Genomic DNA, 20,676 nt, shown 5'->3' with positions numbered 1-20,676 from the left:
GCCGGCATTTTGAGGTGTCGAAGGAGCTTGCCCATGTTTTCCCGGAGATCTATGTGAAGAACAAAAAAGGTAAAAAATTCGTGGATTTGAAACTCATAATAAGGCAGCAGCTTGAGTCTTCCGGGGTCAAGCCGCAGAATATCCACGATTCGGGGTTTTGTTCTTTTGAGGACGAAAACATCTTCTCATACAGGAGAGACAAATCGCCGGAGAGAGGATGCGCTTTTATAAGGCTGCTTTGAGATCTAAACCTGTTTCAATTTTTGTAAATTCATTGTATAATCAAAGTATGGCGGTATTGAAACACATGGCATCGGGCGGCGTTCGCGCCCGCGGGCGAAAGAGCGCGGGTTTCACATATATAGAAGTGCTGCTTGCCGTGACAATTGTAACCTATGTGTCTCTGGCTTTCATACAGACGCTGATGAACAACATAAAAGCGGAGAAGCTCACGAAATATAAAACAATGGCGTATAATGAGGCCGTGAACTGGATAGAAGACAGCAGGCGTAACTTTGATGCCGATGTTTTAAGCACGACAACTTTCACGACGGTGCAGACGGGCGAGCTGGTTCCGGGAATGCCGTACAGCATGCAGAAAGAGATCACATTATCGTCTCTCGGTGAAAACGGCCAGTATAAGACGATTAAGGTGAGGGTCTCCTGGACGGAAAGAGGAGAGAACAGGGAAATAAATTACGCGACGATAAAGGCGAAATATGATTAATGACCGAATAACCACAGGCCGGGGGAGGGCGTTTAAGCCTGCGCGCGGGCCTGAATCCGGAGCGTCTCTGGTGTTTGCTCTTTTCCTCATGCTTTTTCTCACGCTCATATCTTTTTCACTCGTTATGCTCATTTCCCATGAAACCAAGAGCAGTAGCAAGCTCCATTTATCGCAGCAGGCCCTTTACGCCGCCGAAGCCGGCGTTGAAAGGAAGATAGCCCAGCTGAAAGAGGAAATTCCCGGGGATATAGGCGTCACTGATTTCTTCGGCGCGCAGTATGAGGTGGCGGTCAACTCACTGGGCGCCGACAGGAGTGAAATAGAATCTACAGGTTATGTGCCGTCAAAAACGAATTTCCGCGAGAAAAGAAAACTTTCCGTGGTGGTATATGTTAGTCAGGCCGTGCCTGAACACGCTCTTGCCCTAGGAGGATCTGGAGTTATAAGTTCAAATGTAACAATTTACGGAACGATTAGATCAAATAATAGAATTACCACAGGAAGCAATGTCACAATAACCGAAAGTTCGGCAGGCAAAGGCGACGCCTCAATTTACACTTCTTATAATGGTCCGCTTACACCCGCAATAGATATAGGAAGTAATTTTCATGTCTCCGTTCCAGGACAGTATATAAAAAGTCGTTTGGATTCGGGCAGCAGCCCTGATACGCATGCGCCGCTGACAAGTGATAACGGCGCCTCGCCTATTTATGATGAAAACAAAATTGTTGAGAAATACAATGTCACAATCGTTGAAAATGACGATTCTTCTGATACCGAGCCGGTCACGATTCCTTCTGTGGATATTGACTCTTTAATAGCCGCCGCTGATTTTGTATATGACAGGAATAATCCTCCTCCCGATCCTCCATGGGATTGGGATGCGGGAAACGGATATTTTGACTATACCGCGGGCGCATGGGATATGGGCGGACAGACATTCAATTTCAAAGAAGGCGTCAGATTTAACAGCAATATCAATATTACAGGCCCTGGAACAATAATTGTGTCTTCGGGAACCGCCGAATACGGTATAGAATTGAATTCGAATATAGAAGGCACTTTGAATGGCGATTATGCATATATGAATATAATCGTAAGCGGAGGCACGTGGGAAGAAGACGACCTCAGAATACGCAGCAATATCAAAATTCAGGGATATATATACGCTTCATCATCAGCAACAATAAATTCTAATGTTGATATTTTAGGAATTTTTGAGGCGGGCGGAGAAAGCGATATTGCGTCCAATATTACTGTTACGCACAGCAATGATATCGGAATGGATTTGCCGTGGGGAGAAGGCTCCAGCGGCGAGGTTGAGATCATTTCATGGCAGGAAGTTGATCCGTGAAAAGGTGTTCTCCGTTTGTTGGTTGCTTTTTATTGCTTGTCGGCTGCCATTGGCTATTCGCTGAATTTCAAGATCCCGGAATAACGTTTAAGGGTTATTATCAGGGCGGTTGCGTGTGGGGCGATTTTGCGGGAGATGCGTTTTATGACCTAATTGCTTTTGGAACAGCGTCGGGAGGAGAGCAGATTTCGCTTTTTAAAAATACCGCCGGTTCGGTTAACCCCTTTCCATTAGGAACGGGGATGACCGGAGGCATCAGGTCGGGTGATATGCGCGCGGGCGATTATGATGGCGACGGGATTCTTGATATCGCAATAACCGGCTGGCCCGGTGTTCTGGAATTTTATAAGGGTTCAGCCGGAGGTTTTTTTACTAAAATGTATTCGGGATCCGAATTTCAATATTCGTCTCTCTCATGGGTTGATCTTGACGCGGACGGTGATCTCGATCTTTTTGTTTCAGGGTATGTCCAGCCGTCCTTAAAAACTGTTTGTGTTTATAATACAGCCGACGGATTCGTTGAAGAACAGTTGCCGCTACCGGGATTTCAAAGCGGAGACATAGCTTTTGAAGATTATAATCAGGACGGCTGGCCGGATCTTGCCATAACGGGTGAGACAGACCTTTCCGGTACGGTAAAAAGCGCTGTTTATAAAAATCTGGGTTACGGCGAATTTGAGGAGACAGTTTTTATCTCAACATCTGTTCAGAACGGCAGTTTAGCATGGTTTGACTATGATGCTGACGGCGATAGTGACCTTTTTATTTCAGGTTATGAAAAATTCGCGACTCCGGAGGAAAGGCTCTACATTTATAAAAATTCAGGTTATCCGAACTATGACCTTGAATTCAGCACCTGGCTGCCCGGTGTTGTGAACGGAAAAATAATATGCGGAGATGTTGACAATGACGGCGACGGAGATATTTTCGCGGTGGGGCAGAGCGCGTCAGGGGCCGGGGCTTTTTTTTACGAGTACAGCAGCGCAACGACCAAGTTTGAATTAGGGCAATCTCTCATCCCGCTTGGTTTCGGCTCTTCCGCGGCTTTCGCGGATTACGACGGCGATGGTGATATAGATTTATATTATTGCGGCCAGGATACAAACACCTTATCCGGAAAATCATTTTTGTGTGAAAACAAATGCGTGGTCGCAAACGCAGCTCCGAGCGCCGCTTCCAATCTTAACGCCGATGTTAACTCGGGTTATCTTGTGCTCGGCTGGGATGCGCCCGCTGATGATATTACACCTTCCGCCGCGCTTAATTATTCGCTGATGATAGCCACCGTCACTAAATCTTCCTCTACACTTTCAGGATGCATAGCGTCGCCTTTCAGGGGATACAACGCGCCCTGCCGTATCGCCGGCAGCCCGGGCACGATTTTCGCGGGTATCGTAGAGGGTACAACTTATTTCTGGAATGTCAGAGCTATTGACGGGGCGGGGCAAACAGGGCCCTGGGCGGATGAGCAGGTCGTTTATGTCAGCGGCGTGCCGCCTTCTTCCATTTCAAATCTCACGGCGCTTCCCGGGTCTATTGACGGCGTGATATCGCTCAAGTGGACGGCTCCGGGAAATGACGGCACCTTCGGAAAATGCGTCTCTTATGATGTGCGTTATTCATCATCACCGGCAAACACGATATCAGACGAGTCCGGGTTCGCCTCGGCCGCTCTATGGACGCAGGCTTGGAAGCCGAAAATAGGCGGCTGGGCTGAATCGAAAACTCTGACGGGCTTGAGGCCCGGCGTGACATATTACTTCGGAATCAAAGGCAGTGACGGTTTTTCTTACGGGACTTGGGGATCCGGCGCGTCGGTGAATTCCCTGCGTTTTGCTCCGGCCCAGGACATTGTTCCTTCCTCACCGACCTGGGCGGCTGGTCTCAGCCCCGGCGACAGTCATATCGTTTTGAACTGGAATTTGAACACGGAAATAGATATTTCATCCTACACCGTTGAGATGTCCACATCTGGCGACGGCGCTTTTCAGCATGTGGCGTCCACAGCTCACCCCGTCAACACATTGTCCGTGGCGGGGTTGATAAATTTTACAACTTACTATTTCCGCATCCGTTCGTCAGACTGGACAGGCCATATAAGCACATGGAGCGGGGTAAAAAGCGCCTATCCTTTTGACACGACGCCGCCTGATGTGGTTGACGATCTTTCCGCTGTCCGTTCATCAGCCGGTCAAATACGCCTTTCGTGGTCCGCCCCCGGCGACTCATGGAACACCGGCGATGATCTGACCGGTGGTCAATACGAGATAGCTTGCGCGACATACTCATTCGCGCAGTCAACGGGAGCTTTCTCCTCAAATATGAAGATAAATTTTTCAACAAGCGTCGCAAAAGGCCTTGCCGTCAGCTATTCCATGACGGGACTCTACCATGACACGACCTATTATTTCCGTCTGCGAGCCGCAGACGAGGTGCCGAACTGGGCGGGAGCGTCAAACATCGCTTACGCCAAAACGCTGGACACGGCTCCGCCCGCCGCTGTGACCGCTTTAACCGGAGAGACGGGAATGGATCCGGGCGCCGTTTCTCTTAGCTGGATATCCTCCGGTGATAACGCGTGGTCGGGGAATCTGACGGGAAATTTCAAGATAGATTATGACACTTACTCTTTATCCCTGAGCTCACAGACAGCGAAAAAAATCGTTCCTTCTCCCTCTCTTGCTCCGGGAAGCGCGCTCCAGTGTACGGTGACGGGGCTTCAGGCCGGCACGAGCTATTATTTCCGTCTATGGTCTTTTGATGAAGAAAACAATAGTTCTTACTCTTCAAATATAGCGACCGCCGCCGCCCAGGCGGATTCCAATCCTCCCGATGTGACGATCTTGATACCCGTCCCGCCGTTACCGCTAAAAAGCTACGGGCGGCTCTGGGAGATTTCGGGAACCGCCGTGGACGATTATGGAACTGTGAGCGAAGTCAGGGTGAGTACATCTTCTCCCGCGGGGCAGTGGCATAGCGCGACAATTTCCGGAGAGGTCTGGTCGTTTGACTGCTCCACTTTTACTTTTATGTCAGGCCGCACACATGCCATTCTGGCCCGGGCAAAAGATTCTTACGGGAATGAAACAAGTTCCTACACTGTCGGGATTTCCTCCGTCAGTTTTTATTATGACAATCAGCCGCCGGATGAGGTGAGCGATATGACCGCGTCAACCGGCTCTCTTTCCGGTGTCATAGAGCTTGCGTGGACCGCTCCCTGCGATCAGCCGAAGTCAGATATGGTTGCCGGCTATATCCTTAAATACGCCTCATATACGATAGCCGACGCAACGGCGTGGTGGGAACAGGCCGCGGATATTCCAGCGCCCGCGCCCGGCGCCCCCGGTACATCAGAATCCGCGACGGTGAGCGGCCTTACACCCGGATGCACTTACTGGTTCGCGCTGAAATCATACGACGGAATTGATTATTATAATTCAACATCTGCCGTATCAAACATCGCTTCCTGTATGGCGCGCTACGGCCCGGACGCCGTAACAGAATTCCGCATAAATATAGCCGCCTCAATCGTGAAAGGCGTGCCGGCGACATTTTCGGTGTCGTGCCACAACCCGCATTATGAAACTTCGGTGGCGACTGAGGCTGTTGTCAGCGTCTCCTTTTCCGGAGCGGGCTGTCAGTTTTATCCTTCCTCCTATGATTTCACTCTTTCCGACGGAGGAACAAAGACTTTTTCAAAAGCCCTGATATTCACGGACTTCGGCGACAGGACTTTTCAGGCCGCCGCGGGCGGAATAATATCTTATTCCGATTCGGTGCTGGTGAGTTCGTCCCCGTCTTCGTCAATAGGGGCCTCCGGCGGTGAAGTTTCCGCCGCCCCCGATATAAAACTTGTGATACCCGCAGGCGCTCTTTCGTCAAATCAGACGCTGCGCTTAAACATGCTGACAGATAATGCCGATATCCCCTCTTACAGCGGCTCAACGATTGCGGCATCCGCCTGCGAAATAAAACAGCTTGCGGGTGAAGATCTTGTTTTTAACAGCGCCGCCACGCTCACTTTGTTTTTCCTTGATAACGATGCTGACGGAAACGAAGACAAAACGGGGGTGTCTGAAAATTCTCTCGGACTTTTCTTTTATGACGGGAAAGCGTGGAGAGTGCTTGACGACGCCGCCGGCATTTCCGCTTTATCCGGCTCGACGGGAAATGTTTTTGTCTCAAAAGTTTACAGGACCGGAAAATACGCGATCTTCCCCCTTTCGGGCGTTTCCCGAAGTATCTCGGGAGTCAAACCCAAGAGAAAGATCATAACGCCCTACGCCGCCGGAGATAATGATTTTATAGAATTTACCGGCGCGACGGAGCCTTTTACGCTGGCAGTGTATTCGGCATCGGGCAAAAAGGTTTTTGAAGGGCAGAATTGCTACACATGGGCGGGTGAGACGACATCTGGCGCGAAGGTGCCGGGCGGAATTTATTTTTATGAGATGGTTTCTCCCGCCGGCACAATAACCGGAGCTGTGGTGGTGGCGCGATGAAGACGATAAAGACAGGGATGATTAGTGTTTGCCTGTTGCTGCTTCTGCACTCTTTTGCGCCGCCTGCGGCTATTGCTTATTTTGAGGATCCGCCGCAGAGTTTCGGCAAGCTCACATTCGCCGGGGCGCATTCGCTGGAAAATCCCGCTGTTTTTAACGGGACATCTCTGGATATTGTTTATCACACTCCTTACATGGGCGTTGACGAGGAATTTTCATCCTATCACTTAAGCGCTTCACGGGAATGGAGCCGGTTACAGCTTTCTTTTTCAATGAGCGATTTCGGTTTTGACAGCGTCTATAACGAACATATTAACCGGCTTGCTCTTGGTCTGAAAATGAAAAACCGCTGGCAGGCGGGCCTCGCGCTCAAGCAGTTTTCCATAAAGTTCAATCCCGACACTTACGCCACCGGCGATCCTTATTTAACCTCAACGGACGCTTCCACGCTGGACGCTGATCTGGGAATGATAAAAAATACCTCTAAAGGGGATATTTCATTCAGCATCTCAAATCTTCTGGGTTCGGGAATAGGCCTTGTCGGCTCCGAGCCGCTCAACAGAAGCATCGCCGCCGGCTGGTCGCTGCCTTTCAGCATTTTTAACAGGCGGCATCTGTTCTTCTCGGAACTGGCTGTCAACGATTCCGATAATTTCGAGAGTTTTGATTACCGTCTTGCCCTGGAATCTAATCTTTCGTCCAATATGGTTTTCCGAATTGCCTTTGACAGATATTATTTCGTTCCGTCGGCGGAATTCACATATCCTCTTGAGGGTAGGTATGATATAGGCGCGGGTTTTGCCTACAGGTATCCGTATGACACTTACAGCGGATTCACTCAGTTCACGACGCTGATAACCGTTAAACGAAAAATAAATCCCTCCGCCGAAAGTGATTTGAAGAAAAATCCGGAAGATATAAGAGAAAAAGCAGATGATTCCGGAACCAAATCGGGTGACGAAGAAATCTCCGATCAGACAAAGATAGTGAAGGGAAATTATTTTAACGCCGCCGTGCAGCATTATGAAAAAGGTGAATATAAGAAAGCGATAAAGCAGTGGAAAAAAGTGCTTGAGATGGATCCCGGGCACGCCGACTCAAAGAGGATGATAAACAAGGCCGAGGAAAAATTAAATGAGAGCAAATAAATATAACGGAATGAACATCGTGGAGCTCGCCGTCGTTATGGCCATTTCAGGAATGCTCATAATAGGGATAATTAAAATTTTCAGGACGTCTTTTGATATATGGGCATCATCGCTGAACTCCATAGACATCCAGCGCAAGGGCCGCGCGGCGGTCGAGGAGATCACGCGTTTCGTCAGGCAGTCCACAAGCCCCGTAACCGGAATAAGCCCAGCGATAGGTATTACTTCGCAATCGGTAAAATTCGCCTTTATGAAAGACACGAGCACTGTCGTGAATATGGAATATTACAAAAGCGGAAACGCTCTTTATCGTGTCTCGGGCACTTCCACTTCAACTCTTATTGAAGATTATGTTGACAGCATATATTTCAAGCATGTTTCTTCATATGTGGTCAAAATAGAAACATTCACTCTCACAAAAGGCACCGGCAAAAATCAGAAGTCGCTGACTTTTGAAAGAACTATAAATATCCGCAACCGCTAAAAAGTCATTGACACGCCGGCATTGAAGCTTCTTTCGGGGGAAGGGTAGTAAGTGCTTGTGCCCGACCAGGAGGAGTAATAACCGAGCGTGCTGTATTTTTCATTCAAGGCATTTTCTACAGCCGCAAACAGCGAAAAAGGCGCTTTCTCACTTTTGTAACGCAGGGATATATCCAGAAGCGTATAATCTTTTAATTTGCTCACTTCGTTATTGTAATCTCCGCTTAAATAACAGTTTCCCGTGTGACTTGCTTTGGCTGACAGCACAAGGCCGCGGGCAGGCGATATCTCGGCGGCGATAAAAGCTTTACCTGCGGGAACCAGGCTGAGCTTTTTGCCTTTATACTGGCCGTCTGTAAATTCGGCGGCGCTGTGTGTGTAGTTGCCGTAAAGTTTGCTGTTTTTTGAAATATCCCACGAAGCGCTTAATTCAATTCCGTCGTGTTTTGTTTCATCAAGATTTTCATTTTGGGATGTGCTGTTGTTCCAGGCGATCTCGTTTTTCATAGCTATGCTGAAAAGCGTTAACGCCATCTTAAGATTCGGGATGAAATAAATTTCATAGCCTATATCCGCGCTCTTTCCTTTTTCGGCTTCCAGATCGGCGACGAATTTATTTCCCCAGCCGGAATAAATAGCCTGTTCGTCAGTAAAAGGGCTGCGGTACAAAGTGGAGAATTTCGTAAACACTTTGCTTTTTTGTCCGGGCTTATAGAGAAGTGATATGTCCGCGGCTCCGAGGTCGTGTTTTTTTGATTCATCGTATTCAACGGCTCCCGCGGCTGTGACTGACACCGCTTCTATCTGTGCGTTTTCGTATCTTCCCCCGGCTGTAAAAATTATATTATCCGTTATATGTAGTTTGTTGTTCAGATAAAAACCTACGCTGTCTTTTTTCAGTTCCGCAGAAGAAGCCGGTGTTGTTCTCGGTCTGTCGTCAAAACGCTCAAGATCAAGGCTCTCCTTATAATAATCAATGCCGCATAAAAATCTGCTGTCATATTCGCCGAGGCTGTATTTGCGGTTGTAGCGGGGTGTGAAAGCGAAAGTCTTTATTTTTGAATCCGAAAATCCGCCTGACCAGAAAGACGCCATGTTTGACGCTATATCTTTTTCACCGTACATAAAGTTTGTCTCAAACAAACCGCCGGCTATCGCTTTTTCCAGTGAGATATTGGCGTTCATATATTCATTGACGCCGTCGTCGTCCGTGTTAGACGCCTGTTTGCGGTCGGCTGCAAGCTGAGCTTCCGTTAGAGCGCCCGGCATCTGAAAATCCGTCTTGTTAAAAGACAAATCCAGCGAAGCGTTCAGTGAATTGCGGAAACTGCGCGAAATATTAATACCGGCGCTGTCTGAGCCAAAAGCCGTTCTGTCTCTGTAGCCATCTTTTTTCCGCGACTGGACGTTTAAAAAAATGGAAGATATTTCATCGCTGCTGTTTAGGTTTAAGGATGTTGTTTTTTCCCCGAACGAGCCGAACTTTGCCGAAGCGGACGCTTTTTCCGGGCCGAAACCTTTTTTCGTGATTATATTTATCACACCTGCCGCGGCGTTGTCGCCGTAAAGAGCGCTTCCGGTTCCCCGTATTATTTCTATGCGTTCAATTGAGTCGGGGGCAATTTGAAGCCAGTTGATTGACGCCATGTCCGGACGGTTCAGCCTTCTGCCGTTGAGAAGAATCAGCGTTTTTCCGAAAGGGTTATCGCCTCCGAAACCCCTCAGGTCAATATTCGCGAGAGATTCATTGCCCGATGCGCTCCTTAAATGTATCCCCGCGTAATTTTCCAGAATTTCAGCTATGGAATCAGCTCCTGATTTTTCAAGCTCCGCGGAAGTGATGACATCAATGTTCGCGGCAATCTTTGTTATGTCCTCGTCCCTTCTTTCGGCGGTGACGACAATTGTCGCAACCTCATTTTCCGGAAAATAAGCCTCCGCATGAAGACAGCACACGAACCAGCAAGCCAGGACCAAAACAACACTTTTTCCGCCTATCGCGGATTTCTTTTTACTCAACATCTTCCCCTCCTTCGCGGGTACTTACCTGAACAGCCGGTTTTCAGGCTATCCGCCGGAGGCGGATTACTGCTGCGCGGCAGCGTCCCGGATCACACGGGAACTTTCCCTGACTGTTCGGTGCCAACAAACAAAATTTCATTATTTTACAGATGTCCCTGAAAACGGGCAATAGACATTATTGGACATTTTGGGACATGCTTTTTAATATGCGGTTCACATGCCGCAGGCTGAGCGAGAATTTATTCGCGATATATTTCAGCGTGCGCCCGCGTGCGCGTTCGGCGAGTATTTTAATGTTTCTTTCTCTCAGAAAATTGTCATAAATCGCGCTTTTTTTCATGACTTATATCCGTCGCTAAAAAGCGGGAGTACTGCTTTCCGTCCGTCGGGGAATTCGGAGATCATCACTTCCGTTCCGTAGAGGGCCGACAATAAATTCTCTGTTATTTCATTTTTTTCCGCGACGGCGATGATAGCGCCTTCCTTGAAGAGTATAAACTCGTCGGCGGCGTTTATCGCGTCGTTCAGGTCGTGGAATGTTATTACAAAGGTTTTACCCGCGTTGTTTTTCAGGTCCAGCACTTTTCTGAAAAAAACAGCCCTGTGAGATATGTCAAGATGCGCCGCCGGCTCATCCAGCAGTATGATGTCCGTGTCCTTGGCTATGATCTGCGCCAGAAGACAGCTCTGTTTCTGTCCTGACGACAGTTCCGCCACGGGTTTATCGGCCACGGATTCAAGCCCCATGTCCCTGATAGCGCCGCTTATTGACCTGATATCCTCTTCTGTCTCCCAGAAAGCCCTGTTGACGGCGAATCTTCCCATGGCCGCGAATTCCGAGACGCTGTAATTGAAAGCCGGGTTTATCTCACTCGGCGCGTATGACACTTTTTGCGCCAGTGCGGCGGCGCTTAAAGACTTTGTGTCGTTCCCGTCTATGAGTATGCGCCCGGCCGCGCGCGGAATGTCCCTTATAATACTGCGGAGCATCGTTGTTTTTCCGGCGGCGTTGGGTCCGATGAGGGCGTATATTTTTCCGCCCTCAATACGGCAGCTTATATCGCGGATGACAAAATCATCAGTGTAGCCGGCTGAGAAATTTTCAAATGTTATCATTTTCTGTATATCCACAGGAAGAACGGCGCTCCGAGCATCGCCGTTATAACACCCACGGGTATTTCCTGAGGGAAGAGGATGTTTTTCGCCGCGAAATCGGAGATCATAAGAAGTATGGCGCCTGTCGCCGCCGCGGCTGGCAGGAGGAAGCGGGCGTCGGAGCCTGTGAATTTTCTGGCGATGTGCGGGGCCATAAGGCCTATGAATCCTATGGTGCCGGAAATGCTCACCGCGGCGCCGGTGATGACAGAGGCCGCCGCCAGAGCCGCGAGGGATTCTTTCTTCCAGTCGCATCCGAGCTGGCGGCTCAAAGTTTTTCCCGCGGCAAGAGCGTTCAGGAACCGTGATTTGGCGAAGAGGAATAAACTCCCCGCCGCCGCGATCATGAGGGAGGCGGCTATGAGAGATATCCTTGTCTCACCGAGGTCGCCCATCATAAAATACATGACGGAAAAAAATTCTTTTTTGCGTATGCTTACCATGAATATGACCGCCGCCGAGAGAAAAAGATTTACCGCCACGCCGGAAAGGATTATGTTTTTCTTTGAGAAAGACCGTCCCGCTATTTTCAGGACCGCCGCCACCGTAAGACATGAACAAAGGCCGGCCGTCAGGGGGAATATCAAACCCGCGCGGCTGACTCCGAAAAAAGAGAGAGCGGCTATTCCGGCCGCGGCGCCGGATGAACTGCCGAGAAGGTATGGATCGGCGAGGGGATTCGCCAGCACCGTCTGGTATGCGACACCCGCGGCGGCAAGCGCCGCGCCCGCTCCGGCGCCGCAGAGGGCGCGCATGATCCGGAGCCTGAGTATTTCATCCCCGGGTATGGATAAGCCTTCCGGCCCCAGGTATAAGGACAGGCAGAACACGGCGGCTCCCGCGATAGCGGCTCCCGCGACGATCAGAAGGAAATCTTTTCTGCCTCTCATTGTTTTTTTTCCGCGTCTTCCGCGAGATAATAAATTTCCCGCATGCCCCGCGTTATCCTCGGCCCCGGCCGGACGATCATGTCAATGTCAGACGGGCGGATTATTTTAGAATTTTTTATGTAGGGATGGAGCGCGCGGAATTCTTGTTCGGAACTGCCTGTCAGGAGGATGTAGTCGGGTTTTTTGCGTATGAGCCATTCGGCGTTGACGCCGGGATAGCTGTTTTGGAAGACGGCGATATTACTTAATCCTATTTTTTCGCAAATAGCGCTCAAAAAAGTTTTGTCGGATGCCGCTATGAGCGGTTTGGGACAGACTTCTATAAAAACGCTTTTATTTTTCAGTTTAGGGATCGACGATATGTCCTTTTTCATGTTCTTGACGAGTTCAGCGGCGTTTTTTGTTTTTCCCAGTATGCGGCCTATTTCCATGATGTGGGCGAAAAGCTCGGTGATGTCAGCGGGATGAAAGACCCTCACATCGTAGCCCGCGTTGATCAGATGTGAGATAGCTTTCCTCTGGCCGTCACCGGCGGCGAGTATCAGTGAAGGTTGTATGAGGGCTATCTTCTCCATGGACGGGAAAGAAAAATCCCCGACGGATTCTTTCGCGCGGGAAGCTTTCGGCGGCCAGTTGCAGTGATTTGTTATCCCGTAAAGGGCATCCTCGGCGCCTATGGCGTATATTATCTCCGTGATCCCCGGTGACAGCGACACAACACGCAACCCCTCCGGCGCCTTCCGGCTCGAGCATCCTGGGGCGATAATGAGAGCTGATAAAAAAATTAATATAAGCATAAAAAAAGCCGGCCTTTGCGGGCCGGCTTATCAAACGGAAAATAATCCGTGCCTCCCGCGAAGCGAATTTTACATTCCGCAGGCTTTCGGGCTTTACCGTTGCGGGGCAGCGGCCGTATCAAACGGCGCTTTCCCTGCGAAACACCTCACTATATCAGAAATATCATCCCCTTGTCCAGCCCAAAGCAATTTCGGCAGAGCTACCCGCAGACGGCCGCTCAGGTATGCGCGTCGCTGCCAATTCCCTCCGGGCTGGGGCAAAACCCTTCGCTCATATGGCCCGCTGCGGATACCGTCTGCCGTAATTGCCGTTAATGATTTGTTGGCTTATGCGGGAAAGTATTTTTTGGGGGATATTTTGTCTGCCTTGGCTCGGCATTGACACATCCCGTCGGGCTTGATAGAATTTTTCCATACAGAGGAAGAAACCGTTATATACGGGAGGAGCGTTTATGATCAGGGAATCTATTATCAAACTTTGCAACGGAGAGGATCTTCAGGGTGAGGAGACGGCGACGGTTTTCAGGGAGATAATGGAAGGCACCGCCACGCCCTCCCAGATGGCGGCTTTTCTGACGGCGCTCCGGCTTAAGGGCGAGACAATTGAGGAGATAACGGCGGCCGCGAGGATAATGCGCGAAAAAATGGTGAAAATAAATGTCCGCACAGACGTTGATATTGACAGGGAAGAGATCAACGAGGACATGGAGACGATAATAGACACCTGCGGGACGGGCGGCTCCGGCACCAACACATTCAACATTTCCACGGCGAGCGCTTTTGTCGTCGCCGGAGCGGGCATCAAGGTCGCCAAGCATGGCAACCGTTCCGCCTCATCTCCCTGCGGCAGCGCGGATGTGCTGGAGAATCTGGGCGTTGACATAACGATGAGTCCCGAACAGTCCGCCGACTGCGTTAAAAAAATAGGAATAGGGTTTCTTTACGCGCCGATTTTTCACCCCGCCATGAAAAATGTGGGGGCGACAAGAAAAGAAATAGGCGTGAGGACGATCTTTAATATCCTCGGGCCGCTGGCTTCTCCCGCCGGCGTCAACGCCCAGGTGCTGGGCGTGTATTCCGCGGCGCTGGTCGAGGTGATGGCTAATGTCCTGAACAATCTGAAAATAAAAAGGGCTTTCGTCGTGCACGGGCTTGATACGCTCGATGAGGTGACCATCACCGGCCCGACGCTCGTGGCTGAGGTGAAAAACGCCAAAGTCACGGTGAGCGAGATAAGGCCGGAGGATTTCGGCATGCTCAGCCGGAGCCCGAAAGAAATAGAAGGCGGCAGCGCTCCCGAGAACGCGAAGAAAGTCATAGCGGTTTTAAGCGGTGAAAAAGGCGCGCGCCGCGACATCGTCCTTCTCAACTCGGCTCTCGCTATAGTCTGCGCGGGGAAGGCCGAAACAATCAAAGAGGGCATAACTCTGGCGGAAAAATCCATAGATTCGGGCGCCGCCATGGAAAAACTCAATCAGCTGAAAAAAATACAAAAGTGAGAACCGCGCGGAATTTTTTACGCATAACACCCGCGAAAGGAATGGGGAAGGGGATTTTGTAAATGATGAAAATAGTCCTCGCCACAGGAAACGCCGATAAGGTGAGAGAAATCCGGAATATCCTCAAAGGCTGTCCCGTTGAACTTGTGCCCCTGAGCGAATTCCCGCCTCTGGAAGTCGTGGAAGACCGCGACACATTTTTCGGCAATGCCAGAAAAAAAGCTTATGAAGTGTCCGTTCACACGGGCTTGCCCGCCCTGGCCGACGATTCGGGTCTCGTCGTTGAGGCGCTCGGCGGCGCGCCCGGAATCTATTCATCAAGGTACGCGGGGGCAAAAGCTTCATACGAGGACAATGTGCGGAAACTGCTGTTTAAAATGAGACTCGAGCGGCATCGCGAAGCGGCCTTTGTATGCGTGAGCGTTCTTTATTTTCCCGGCGGGGAGATCTTCACATCGCGCGGAAAGCTGGAAGGCCGGATCTCAAAAGAAGTTTCGGGCGGGGGAGGTTTCGGCTATGACCCCGTTTTCTACATAGCGAAAAAGAGGAAGACTCTCGCTGAGCTGGCTGATGACGAAAAGAACGCCATAAGCCACAGGGGCGAAGCTTTCAGAAAAATGGCCAGGGTAATAAAAAAACTGGCATTGAGAGACAGCTTATCCTCGCCCGAGTCCTCATCCGACGCGACCGACAATTCCGGCCAATGAAAAAAAATAAGCTGAAATTGCGCCGCGGCGTAGGCATCCTCTTTTTCCTGTTGTTTACCGTTTGCGCTGTGTTTTCCGGCGTTACATTCCAGGAAGTGGCGAGAAATATTTTTAATTACCGTCTTGATCAGGCCAGTGAACAGATCGGAACCTTAAAAGATGGAGAAAAATCCTATGCCCGCGCCCTTTATCTCATGCACAAAGGCCTTTACAGCGAAGCTCATGACGAGATGAGCAAGTCGGGGGCGCCCGGCGATGACAGGTGGAGAGAGTACATAAGCGCGATGAAGGAAATAGGGGCGGGTTTTGAGAGCGAGAACATCGCCGGTTTTAATGTGAGATTCTACCCGCGCGACAAAGTGATGCTGCCGTATCTTCGGGAAAAGCTCCCGAAAATAAACAGGGCGATGAAAAGGATATTCGCTTTCAGCCCCGGCGGCGTTACTCTTGAAATATACCCCGACAGAGAGAAGTTTTTGAAAGCCTCCACGCTCAGCGCCGCAGAGCTGGAAAGGTCGGGGACCGTGGCCATAGCTAAATTTTCGCGGCTGATGATACTCAGCCCGCGCCTTCTTCCTTACGGTTACAGATGGGACGACACGGTCTGCCATGAATACATACATCACATAATAGGTAATTTTACGGCGACGAGCATACCCCTTTATCTCAATGAGGGGATAGCCAGGACTTTTGAAACGCTGTGGAGAAAAGACTCTCCCGAGCTTGGAGCGCCGGTGAAAAACCAGCTCGCGCGGGCGAAGGAAGAGGGTTTTATAGAATTCAAAAAATTTGAAAGGGGAATGCCCTCCCTTGAAAGCCAGAAGGATGTGGCTCTCGCTTTCGCCGAGGTGAATTATCTCGTTTACGGAATGTTTGAGAGCGCGGGAGCGAAAAAAATAAAACAAATGCTAATCGGCTGCGGACAAGAGGGTTTTGAAAAGAGCTTTGAAAGATATGTCGGCCCACTTGAGGATTACATGTCTTCCTACTGGGAAAACATGAGGGCCAATGAATGGGTCTGGCAGGGCGCCTCGCCGGATTTTATATACTGGAAGGAGGACGACGATTTCCTGTCATTGTCCATCAAAGATTATATGAGGCTGGGCGACAGATTGCGTTCGGCGGGGAAATACTCTCTCGCTCTTCAGCAATACGGCAAAGCGGAGGCGCTTGAGCCGGAAAATACGCTCGTGCTGGTGAAAACAGCCAAGACCCTCGCCGCCTCGGGAAACAGAGAGAAGGCGGATGAGTATTTCGCCAGAGCCGCGAGTATCGCGGAGGATGATTTCGTCTGCCTCGTCTCAAGGGCTGATTTTTTTATAAGCGGGGGAAGGTATGATGAGAGCGCACCGCTGCTGCTCAAGGCGCTGGAGAGGAATCCTTTTTACAGGAAAGGCTATGAACAGCTTTATGGCATATACATGAAGAACGGGGAAAAGGGAAAAGCCGCTGAATGCGCGGCTTTCATGGAGATGCTGTGATCAGGAAAAGCGCCTCGGAGATAGCGAAAATCGTTGAGGGTTATTCCGGCGGCGAGGCTTACATCATAAACGAAGATGAGATCCGGCGTTTCAAAGAGCGTTCGCCGCTTTCCGGCCTGCCCGGGAACACGGAAATAAAACGCGCGATAGAGGACAAATTCTTAAACGGCCATCCGGGGGCCATGATGGTCTATATCGACATAAACGCTTTCAAACCATACAATGACAATTATGGTTTTATAAAAGGAGATAAGGTCATAAGAGATCTGGCGCAGCGTCTTTCGTCGTCGGTGTCGGGTTTCGCGGGACACATAGGCGGCGACGATTTTATGGCGGTGATAGAGGAAAGCTCTTTTGATTCTCTCATGGATGGCGTGATAACTTTTTTTGAGAAGAAACTTGAAGAATTTTACGACACTCTGGATTTTGAAAGAAAATGCATAATCACATTTGACCGTTCGGGCAGGAGGAGCCGTTATCCTCTCATGGGCCTGACGGCGGTCGGTTTCGGGAAGATCCGGAATTTCAAAACGGCTGACAGCGTCGGTGAATTCGCCTCGGAGCTGAAAAGGGCTTCAAAACTTAAGGCGGAAAAACACACGGGCAATTCCATTGTTTTTAAATATATCGGTTCTTCGCTGACGCCTCTGGAAGATGTGATAAGCGATGATAAGATCCCGATGAAAATACGCCGCGCCGCTGTGGAGGCCCTCGGCGAGGCGGGGGATTTTTCTTACGGTGGCATCCTTGTTAAAATTCTTGACTGTGATGTTGACCTGTTTTTTAAAAAAAGCGCTTTGTACGCTCTCGGCCGGCTCAGATTAAAAGAAACAGCGCCGAAGGTGGCTGAATTTTTCAATCATCCGTCCGCGCATTTGAGGATGCGTTCCGTTGAAGCCATAGGAGAGATGGGCATTCCTGAATATTCAAAGAGCGCCGCCGCTCTGGCCGATGATAAAAATTATTTCGTCAGAAAAGCCGCTGTTCTCGCGCTCGGGAAACTGGCGGACGGTTCATGGCGCGGACTTCTCAAAAAAAAGCTGAATGAAGGGGGCTCTAAGAGTGAGCGCGTCAGTGACGAAGCTTTTCTTTCGCTGGCCATGCTCGGCGACAAAGACACAGTCGAGAGCCTGCCGCTTTTTATAAACAACGATGTCATCAGCGAGGATTTGAGAGTGCGGGCGCTGAGAATAATGAGAGAACTCAAAAACTGTCCCGCGGGCGGGCTTTTACTGGAAAACCTCAATATGAAAAGTCCCCTGATAAGAGCGGAGTGTCTGGATGCCGCCGCCTGCCTTATACGCAACGGCGCCATGAAAACGGGAGAGGAAAAAGATCTGTCTTATCTTGTTTCCGATAAATCCTTCGCCGTTCGACGCGCCCTTGCCGTTTTTTGCGGGGAGTCAGCGGGAAAATTCGCCCAGAAAACGCTAAACGCTCTCACAAAAGATGTTTCGGCGGTAGTCAGGGGCGCCGCTGTTTCGTCGCTGTCAAAATTTTACGGCAGGGAAGAGGATATTCTGCTTTTTCTTGACGACAGCAGCGCCTTCGTGCGCTTATCAGCGGTAAATGCTTTATCAGAAACGGAGATGCCGTCCCGTGTCTTAGACCCCGCCGTGGAAAAACTGCGCCTGCTCCTGAAAGATCCCTCCCACGAAGTCGCCGAAGCCGCGTCCAAAACCATTTTAAGCATAGTCCGCCGCAAACAAAAAGGTGCCAGTGGTTGACTCCGCCACGGCGGATGCTGAAAGTGCGCCTTGGCGTGAAACATTTCGATACTTATTTGTAAAGAGTTTCGGCGCCGCAGACAGCATTAGGAACCGTCCCCAATACCTGTCTTTCTTTCAGCTTTCAAGACCTGACCCCTTTTTGCTACAATAGCATTATGAAAAAAATCGTTTTGATCTTCGCCGCTTTCGCTTTATGGGCATCGTCCGCGAGAGGGGCTGTCTGCCGCGTTTTGACGCTCGAGGGCGTGATAGACCCTATCCTCGCCGAATATGTGCGTGACGGCCTTGCGGATACCGAATTTGACATCGCCGTGATCGCTTTGAACACGCCCGGCGGGCTCATGGAGTCCATGCAGGACATCGTCAGGGAAATGATGAATTGCCCCAGGGCCGTGGGCGTCTGGGTGGGGCCTTCCGGCGCCCGCGCGGCGTCGGCCGGCGTTTTTATAACCGTGGCCGCGGATTTTTCCGCCATGGCCCCGGCCACAAACATAGGCGCGGCGCATCCCGTGCAGCTGGCCGCGGGCGGCGAAGCAAAAACAAGTGCCGATATGTCCAAGAAAATGGTCAACGACGCCGTGGCCTATATACAATCCATAGCCAAAGAAAGGGGGCGCTCACTTGAATGGGTGAAAGCCGCCGTTGTTGAGAGCGTTTCAATAGACGCCGAGACCGCCAAAGACAAGGGCATCGTTGATTTTATAGCCGCCGATATACCCGCGTTGATGGCCATTATAGACGGCAGAGAAATAAAAAAGAGCGGGAAGACCCTGAAGATCAGCACATCGGATATTGTGATAAAATATAAAAATCTTTCCGCCGCCAAGAACTTCCTTCACAGGATAGCCAATCCCAACATAGCTTTTATTCTGATGATGATAGGCGTCTGGGGGCTGATAAACGAGGCCTCCTCGCCGGGCGTGGGGTTCGGCGCGGCCGTGGGATCCATATCTCTTCTTCTGGCCTTTTTCGCGATGAGGATACTGCCGATAAACATCGTCGGCCTGCTCTTCATCATCCTTGGTTTGGTGCTTTTCTTCCTTGAGATATTCACGCCCACTTTCGGGGTGCTGAGCGCGGGGGGGCTGGCGTCTTTTATATTCGGAGGCATGATGCTCATAGATAAAACCAAAATGACGATAGGCGTGTCGCTTTCGGCGATACTGCCGACGGCTGTTTTTCTTTTTCTTTTTATGACTTTCGTTGTGCGGGCGGTTATAAAGAGCCAGAAGAAAAAATCATCCACGGGGAAAGAGGGTATGCTCGGTGCGAAGGGCGAAGCCCTTGAGGACATAGACCTGAAAGGAACGGTGTTCGTGCATGGCGAGATATGGCTCGCACGGTCCGATGAGAAAATAAAAAAAGGCGAAGCTGTCGTCGTGAGCGCCGAAGACGGCAATCTGCTGACAGTGATCAGGGCCAGAGATGGCCATGCCCGTTAGATTTAATAACTTGGCGTTTTTTAAACCGGTTTAAGTCTTAAGAAAAAAAGGATTTACTATGAAATCGCTGGATATTGATTTTTTAAACCATCAGGCCATTCCCATAGAGATGGGAGGTTTGCTCCAAAAACTCGGCGAGTATAAGGGACGTCAGGGTTTATTTTGGCGTCAGACGCCTCAAGTCCTGGCGACTCTTAAGCAGACAGCCATCATTGAAAGCACGGAATCGTCAAACAGGATAGAAGGTGTGACCGTGCCCTCAAAACGTTTCAGGGAACTGATGGCGCACCCGACGAAACCGAGAGACCGCTCGGAAGCGGAAATCCTTGGGTATCGGCGGGCTCTGGCAAAGATTCACGCGAAGCCTGAATCTTTTTCTATTGATGAAAAAACTATTTTAAGTTTGCACAGTCAAATATATTCGCGTACTGATATTCCGTCAGGGCAGTGGAAAAAACGGGATAACACCATCGAGGAGCGTCTTTCCGACGGCCGCTGGATTACAAGATTTGTGCCGGTGTCGGCCCGTGAGACGCCGGTTTATATGAAAGAGCTCTGCATGCGGTTCAACCGCCTTATGAGTAAACGTAAGGCCAGTCCTCTTATTCTCATTCCGGCATTTGTTTTTGACTTCCTGTGCGTTCATCCATTCAGCGACGGCAACGGCCGGGTGTCGAGATTGCTCACGCTTTTGATGCTTCATCAGGTGGATTATACGGTGGGCAGATATATCTCAATC

At 50.2% G+C, this 20,676-nt stretch carries 16 protein-coding genes and 2 riboswitches; of the genes, 12 read left to right on the top strand and 4 right to left on the bottom strand.

Going from position 1 to position 20,676, the window contains the following annotated elements; translation table 11 throughout:
• From FP827_00855 to FP827_00830, 6 genes are all read left to right on the top strand, one after another.
• Positions 1 to 242 (top strand): polyphenol oxidase family protein (locus FP827_00855; protein ID MBA3051634.1); only part of this gene is annotated, 242 nt, incomplete at its 5' end.
• A gap of 47 nt (positions 243 to 289) precedes the next feature.
• Positions 290 to 727, top strand: coding sequence for a hypothetical protein (locus tag FP827_00850; GenBank protein ID MBA3051633.1), 438 nt, complete (start codon positions 290 to 292; stop codon positions 725 to 727).
• 70 nt (positions 728 to 797) lie between these two features.
• Positions 798 to 2,081, top strand: a complete 1,284-nt coding sequence (locus FP827_00845; GenBank protein ID MBA3051632.1) for a hypothetical protein — start codon at positions 798 to 800, stop codon at positions 2,079 to 2,081.
• A gap of 113 nt (positions 2,082 to 2,194) precedes the next feature.
• The gene (locus tag FP827_00840; protein ID MBA3051631.1) at positions 2,195 to 6,583 is read left to right on the top strand and encodes a hypothetical protein; all 4,389 of its coding nucleotides are present in this window, start codon (positions 2,195 to 2,197) and stop codon (positions 6,581 to 6,583) included.
• The gene (locus FP827_00835) at positions 6,580 to 7,731 is read left to right on the top strand and encodes a tetratricopeptide repeat protein (GenBank protein ID MBA3051630.1); all 1,152 of its coding nucleotides are present in this window, start codon (positions 6,580 to 6,582) and stop codon (positions 7,729 to 7,731) included. The genes FP827_00840 and FP827_00835 overlap by 4 nt, the downstream gene beginning before the upstream one ends.
• A complete protein-coding gene (locus tag FP827_00830) occupies positions 7,718 to 8,215 on the top strand; it encodes a hypothetical protein (GenBank protein ID MBA3051629.1) in 498 nt (165 codons plus the stop codon). Before FP827_00835 ends, FP827_00830 begins: the two co-directional genes overlap by 14 nt.
• Here the strand turns inward: FP827_00830 and FP827_00825 are convergent.
• From FP827_00825 to FP827_00810, 4 genes are all read right to left on the bottom strand, one after another.
• The gene (locus tag FP827_00825; protein ID MBA3051628.1) at positions 8,212 to 10,236 is read right to left on the bottom strand and encodes a TonB-dependent receptor; all 2,025 of its coding nucleotides are present in this window, start codon (positions 10,234 to 10,236) and stop codon (positions 8,212 to 8,214) included. The genes FP827_00830 and FP827_00825 overlap by 4 nt on opposite strands.
• Positions 10,237 to 10,249: 13 nt before the next feature.
• Positions 10,250 to 10,380, bottom strand: a riboswitch (cobalamin riboswitch).
• A gap of 192 nt (positions 10,381 to 10,572) precedes the next feature.
• The gene (locus FP827_00820) at positions 10,573 to 11,352 is read right to left on the bottom strand and encodes an ABC transporter ATP-binding protein (GenBank protein ID MBA3051627.1); all 780 of its coding nucleotides are present in this window, start codon (positions 11,350 to 11,352) and stop codon (positions 10,573 to 10,575) included.
• Positions 11,349 to 12,281, bottom strand: coding sequence for an iron ABC transporter permease (locus FP827_00815; protein ID MBA3051626.1), 933 nt, complete (start codon positions 12,279 to 12,281; stop codon positions 11,349 to 11,351). The genes FP827_00820 and FP827_00815 overlap by 4 nt, the downstream gene beginning before the upstream one ends.
• Positions 12,278 to 13,078 (bottom strand): ABC transporter substrate-binding protein, encoded by an 801-nt coding sequence (locus FP827_00810; GenBank protein ID MBA3051625.1) that lies wholly within the window; start codon positions 13,076 to 13,078, stop codon positions 12,278 to 12,280. Before FP827_00810 ends, FP827_00815 begins: the two co-directional genes overlap by 4 nt.
• Positions 13,079 to 13,137: 59 nt before the next feature.
• Positions 13,138 to 13,253: riboswitch (cobalamin riboswitch) on the bottom strand.
• A 277-nt stretch (positions 13,254 to 13,530) separates the two neighbouring features.
• On the opposite strand from FP827_00810, the gene trpD reads away from it, so the two are divergent.
• The 6 genes from trpD to FP827_00780 all read left to right on the top strand — a co-directional run.
• Positions 13,531 to 14,577 carry an anthranilate phosphoribosyltransferase gene (gene trpD / locus FP827_00805; protein MBA3051624.1) on the top strand — a complete coding sequence of 349 codons (1,047 nt, stop codon included), beginning with the start codon at positions 13,531 to 13,533 and terminating at the stop codon, positions 14,575 to 14,577.
• A gap of 62 nt (positions 14,578 to 14,639) precedes the next feature.
• The gene (rdgB, locus tag FP827_00800; protein MBA3051623.1) at positions 14,640 to 15,284 is read left to right on the top strand and encodes an RdgB/HAM1 family non-canonical purine NTP pyrophosphatase; all 645 of its coding nucleotides are present in this window, start codon (positions 14,640 to 14,642) and stop codon (positions 15,282 to 15,284) included.
• Entirely contained in the window at positions 15,281 to 16,765 is a 1,485-nt protein-coding gene (locus tag FP827_00795) for a hypothetical protein (GenBank protein MBA3051622.1), read from the top strand. Before rdgB ends, FP827_00795 begins: the two co-directional genes overlap by 4 nt.
• Positions 16,738 to 18,492, top strand: a complete 1,755-nt coding sequence (locus FP827_00790) for a diguanylate cyclase (GenBank protein MBA3051621.1) — start codon at positions 16,738 to 16,740, stop codon at positions 18,490 to 18,492. Before FP827_00795 ends, FP827_00790 begins: the two co-directional genes overlap by 28 nt.
• Before the next feature lie 158 nt (positions 18,493 to 18,650).
• Positions 18,651 to 19,937, top strand: coding sequence for a nodulation protein NfeD (locus tag FP827_00785; protein ID MBA3051620.1), 1,287 nt, complete (start codon positions 18,651 to 18,653; stop codon positions 19,935 to 19,937).
• 58 nt (positions 19,938 to 19,995) lie between these two features.
• The coding region (locus tag FP827_00780) for a Fic family protein (protein ID MBA3051619.1) at positions 19,996 to 20,676 on the top strand (681 nt) is incomplete at its 3' end.

It is taken from the genome of Candidatus Omnitrophota bacterium (assembly GCA_013791745.1).
Lineage (GTDB): Bacteria > CG03 > CG03 > CG03 > CG03 > CG03.
The sequence above is the reverse complement of the archived record's forward strand: the minus strand, read 5'-3'. Positions and strand labels throughout refer to the sequence as shown.

Coding starts and splice junctions, on each gene's coding strand:
- FP827_00850 (MBA3051633.1), top strand. CDS start 290: ATGGCGGTATTGAAACACATGGCATCGGGCGGCGTTCGCGCCCGCGGG.
- FP827_00835 (MBA3051630.1), top strand. CDS start 6,580: ATGAAGACGATAAAGACAGGGATGATTAGTGTTTGCCTGTTGCTGCTT.
- FP827_00830 (MBA3051629.1), top strand. CDS start 7,718: ATGAGAGCAAATAAATATAACGGAATGAACATCGTGGAGCTCGCCGTC.
- FP827_00825 (MBA3051628.1), bottom strand. CDS start 10,236: ATGTTGAGTAAAAAGAAATCCGCGATAGGCGGAAAAAGTGTTGTTTTG.
- FP827_00820 (MBA3051627.1), bottom strand. CDS start 11,352: ATGATAACATTTGAAAATTTCTCAGCCGGCTACACTGATGATTTTGTC.
- FP827_00815 (MBA3051626.1), bottom strand. CDS start 12,281: ATGAGAGGCAGAAAAGATTTCCTTCTGATCGTCGCGGGAGCCGCTATC.
- FP827_00810 (MBA3051625.1), bottom strand. CDS start 13,078: ATGCTTATATTAATTTTTTTATCAGCTCTCATTATCGCCCCAGGATGC.
- trpD (MBA3051624.1), top strand. CDS start 13,531: ATGATCAGGGAATCTATTATCAAACTTTGCAACGGAGAGGATCTTCAG.
- rdgB (MBA3051623.1), top strand. CDS start 14,640: ATGATGAAAATAGTCCTCGCCACAGGAAACGCCGATAAGGTGAGAGAA.
- FP827_00795 (MBA3051622.1), top strand. CDS start 15,281: ATGAAAAAAAATAAGCTGAAATTGCGCCGCGGCGTAGGCATCCTCTTT.
- FP827_00790 (MBA3051621.1), top strand. CDS start 16,738: ATGCGCGGCTTTCATGGAGATGCTGTGATCAGGAAAAGCGCCTCGGAG.
- FP827_00785 (MBA3051620.1), top strand. CDS start 18,651: ATGAAAAAAATCGTTTTGATCTTCGCCGCTTTCGCTTTATGGGCATCG.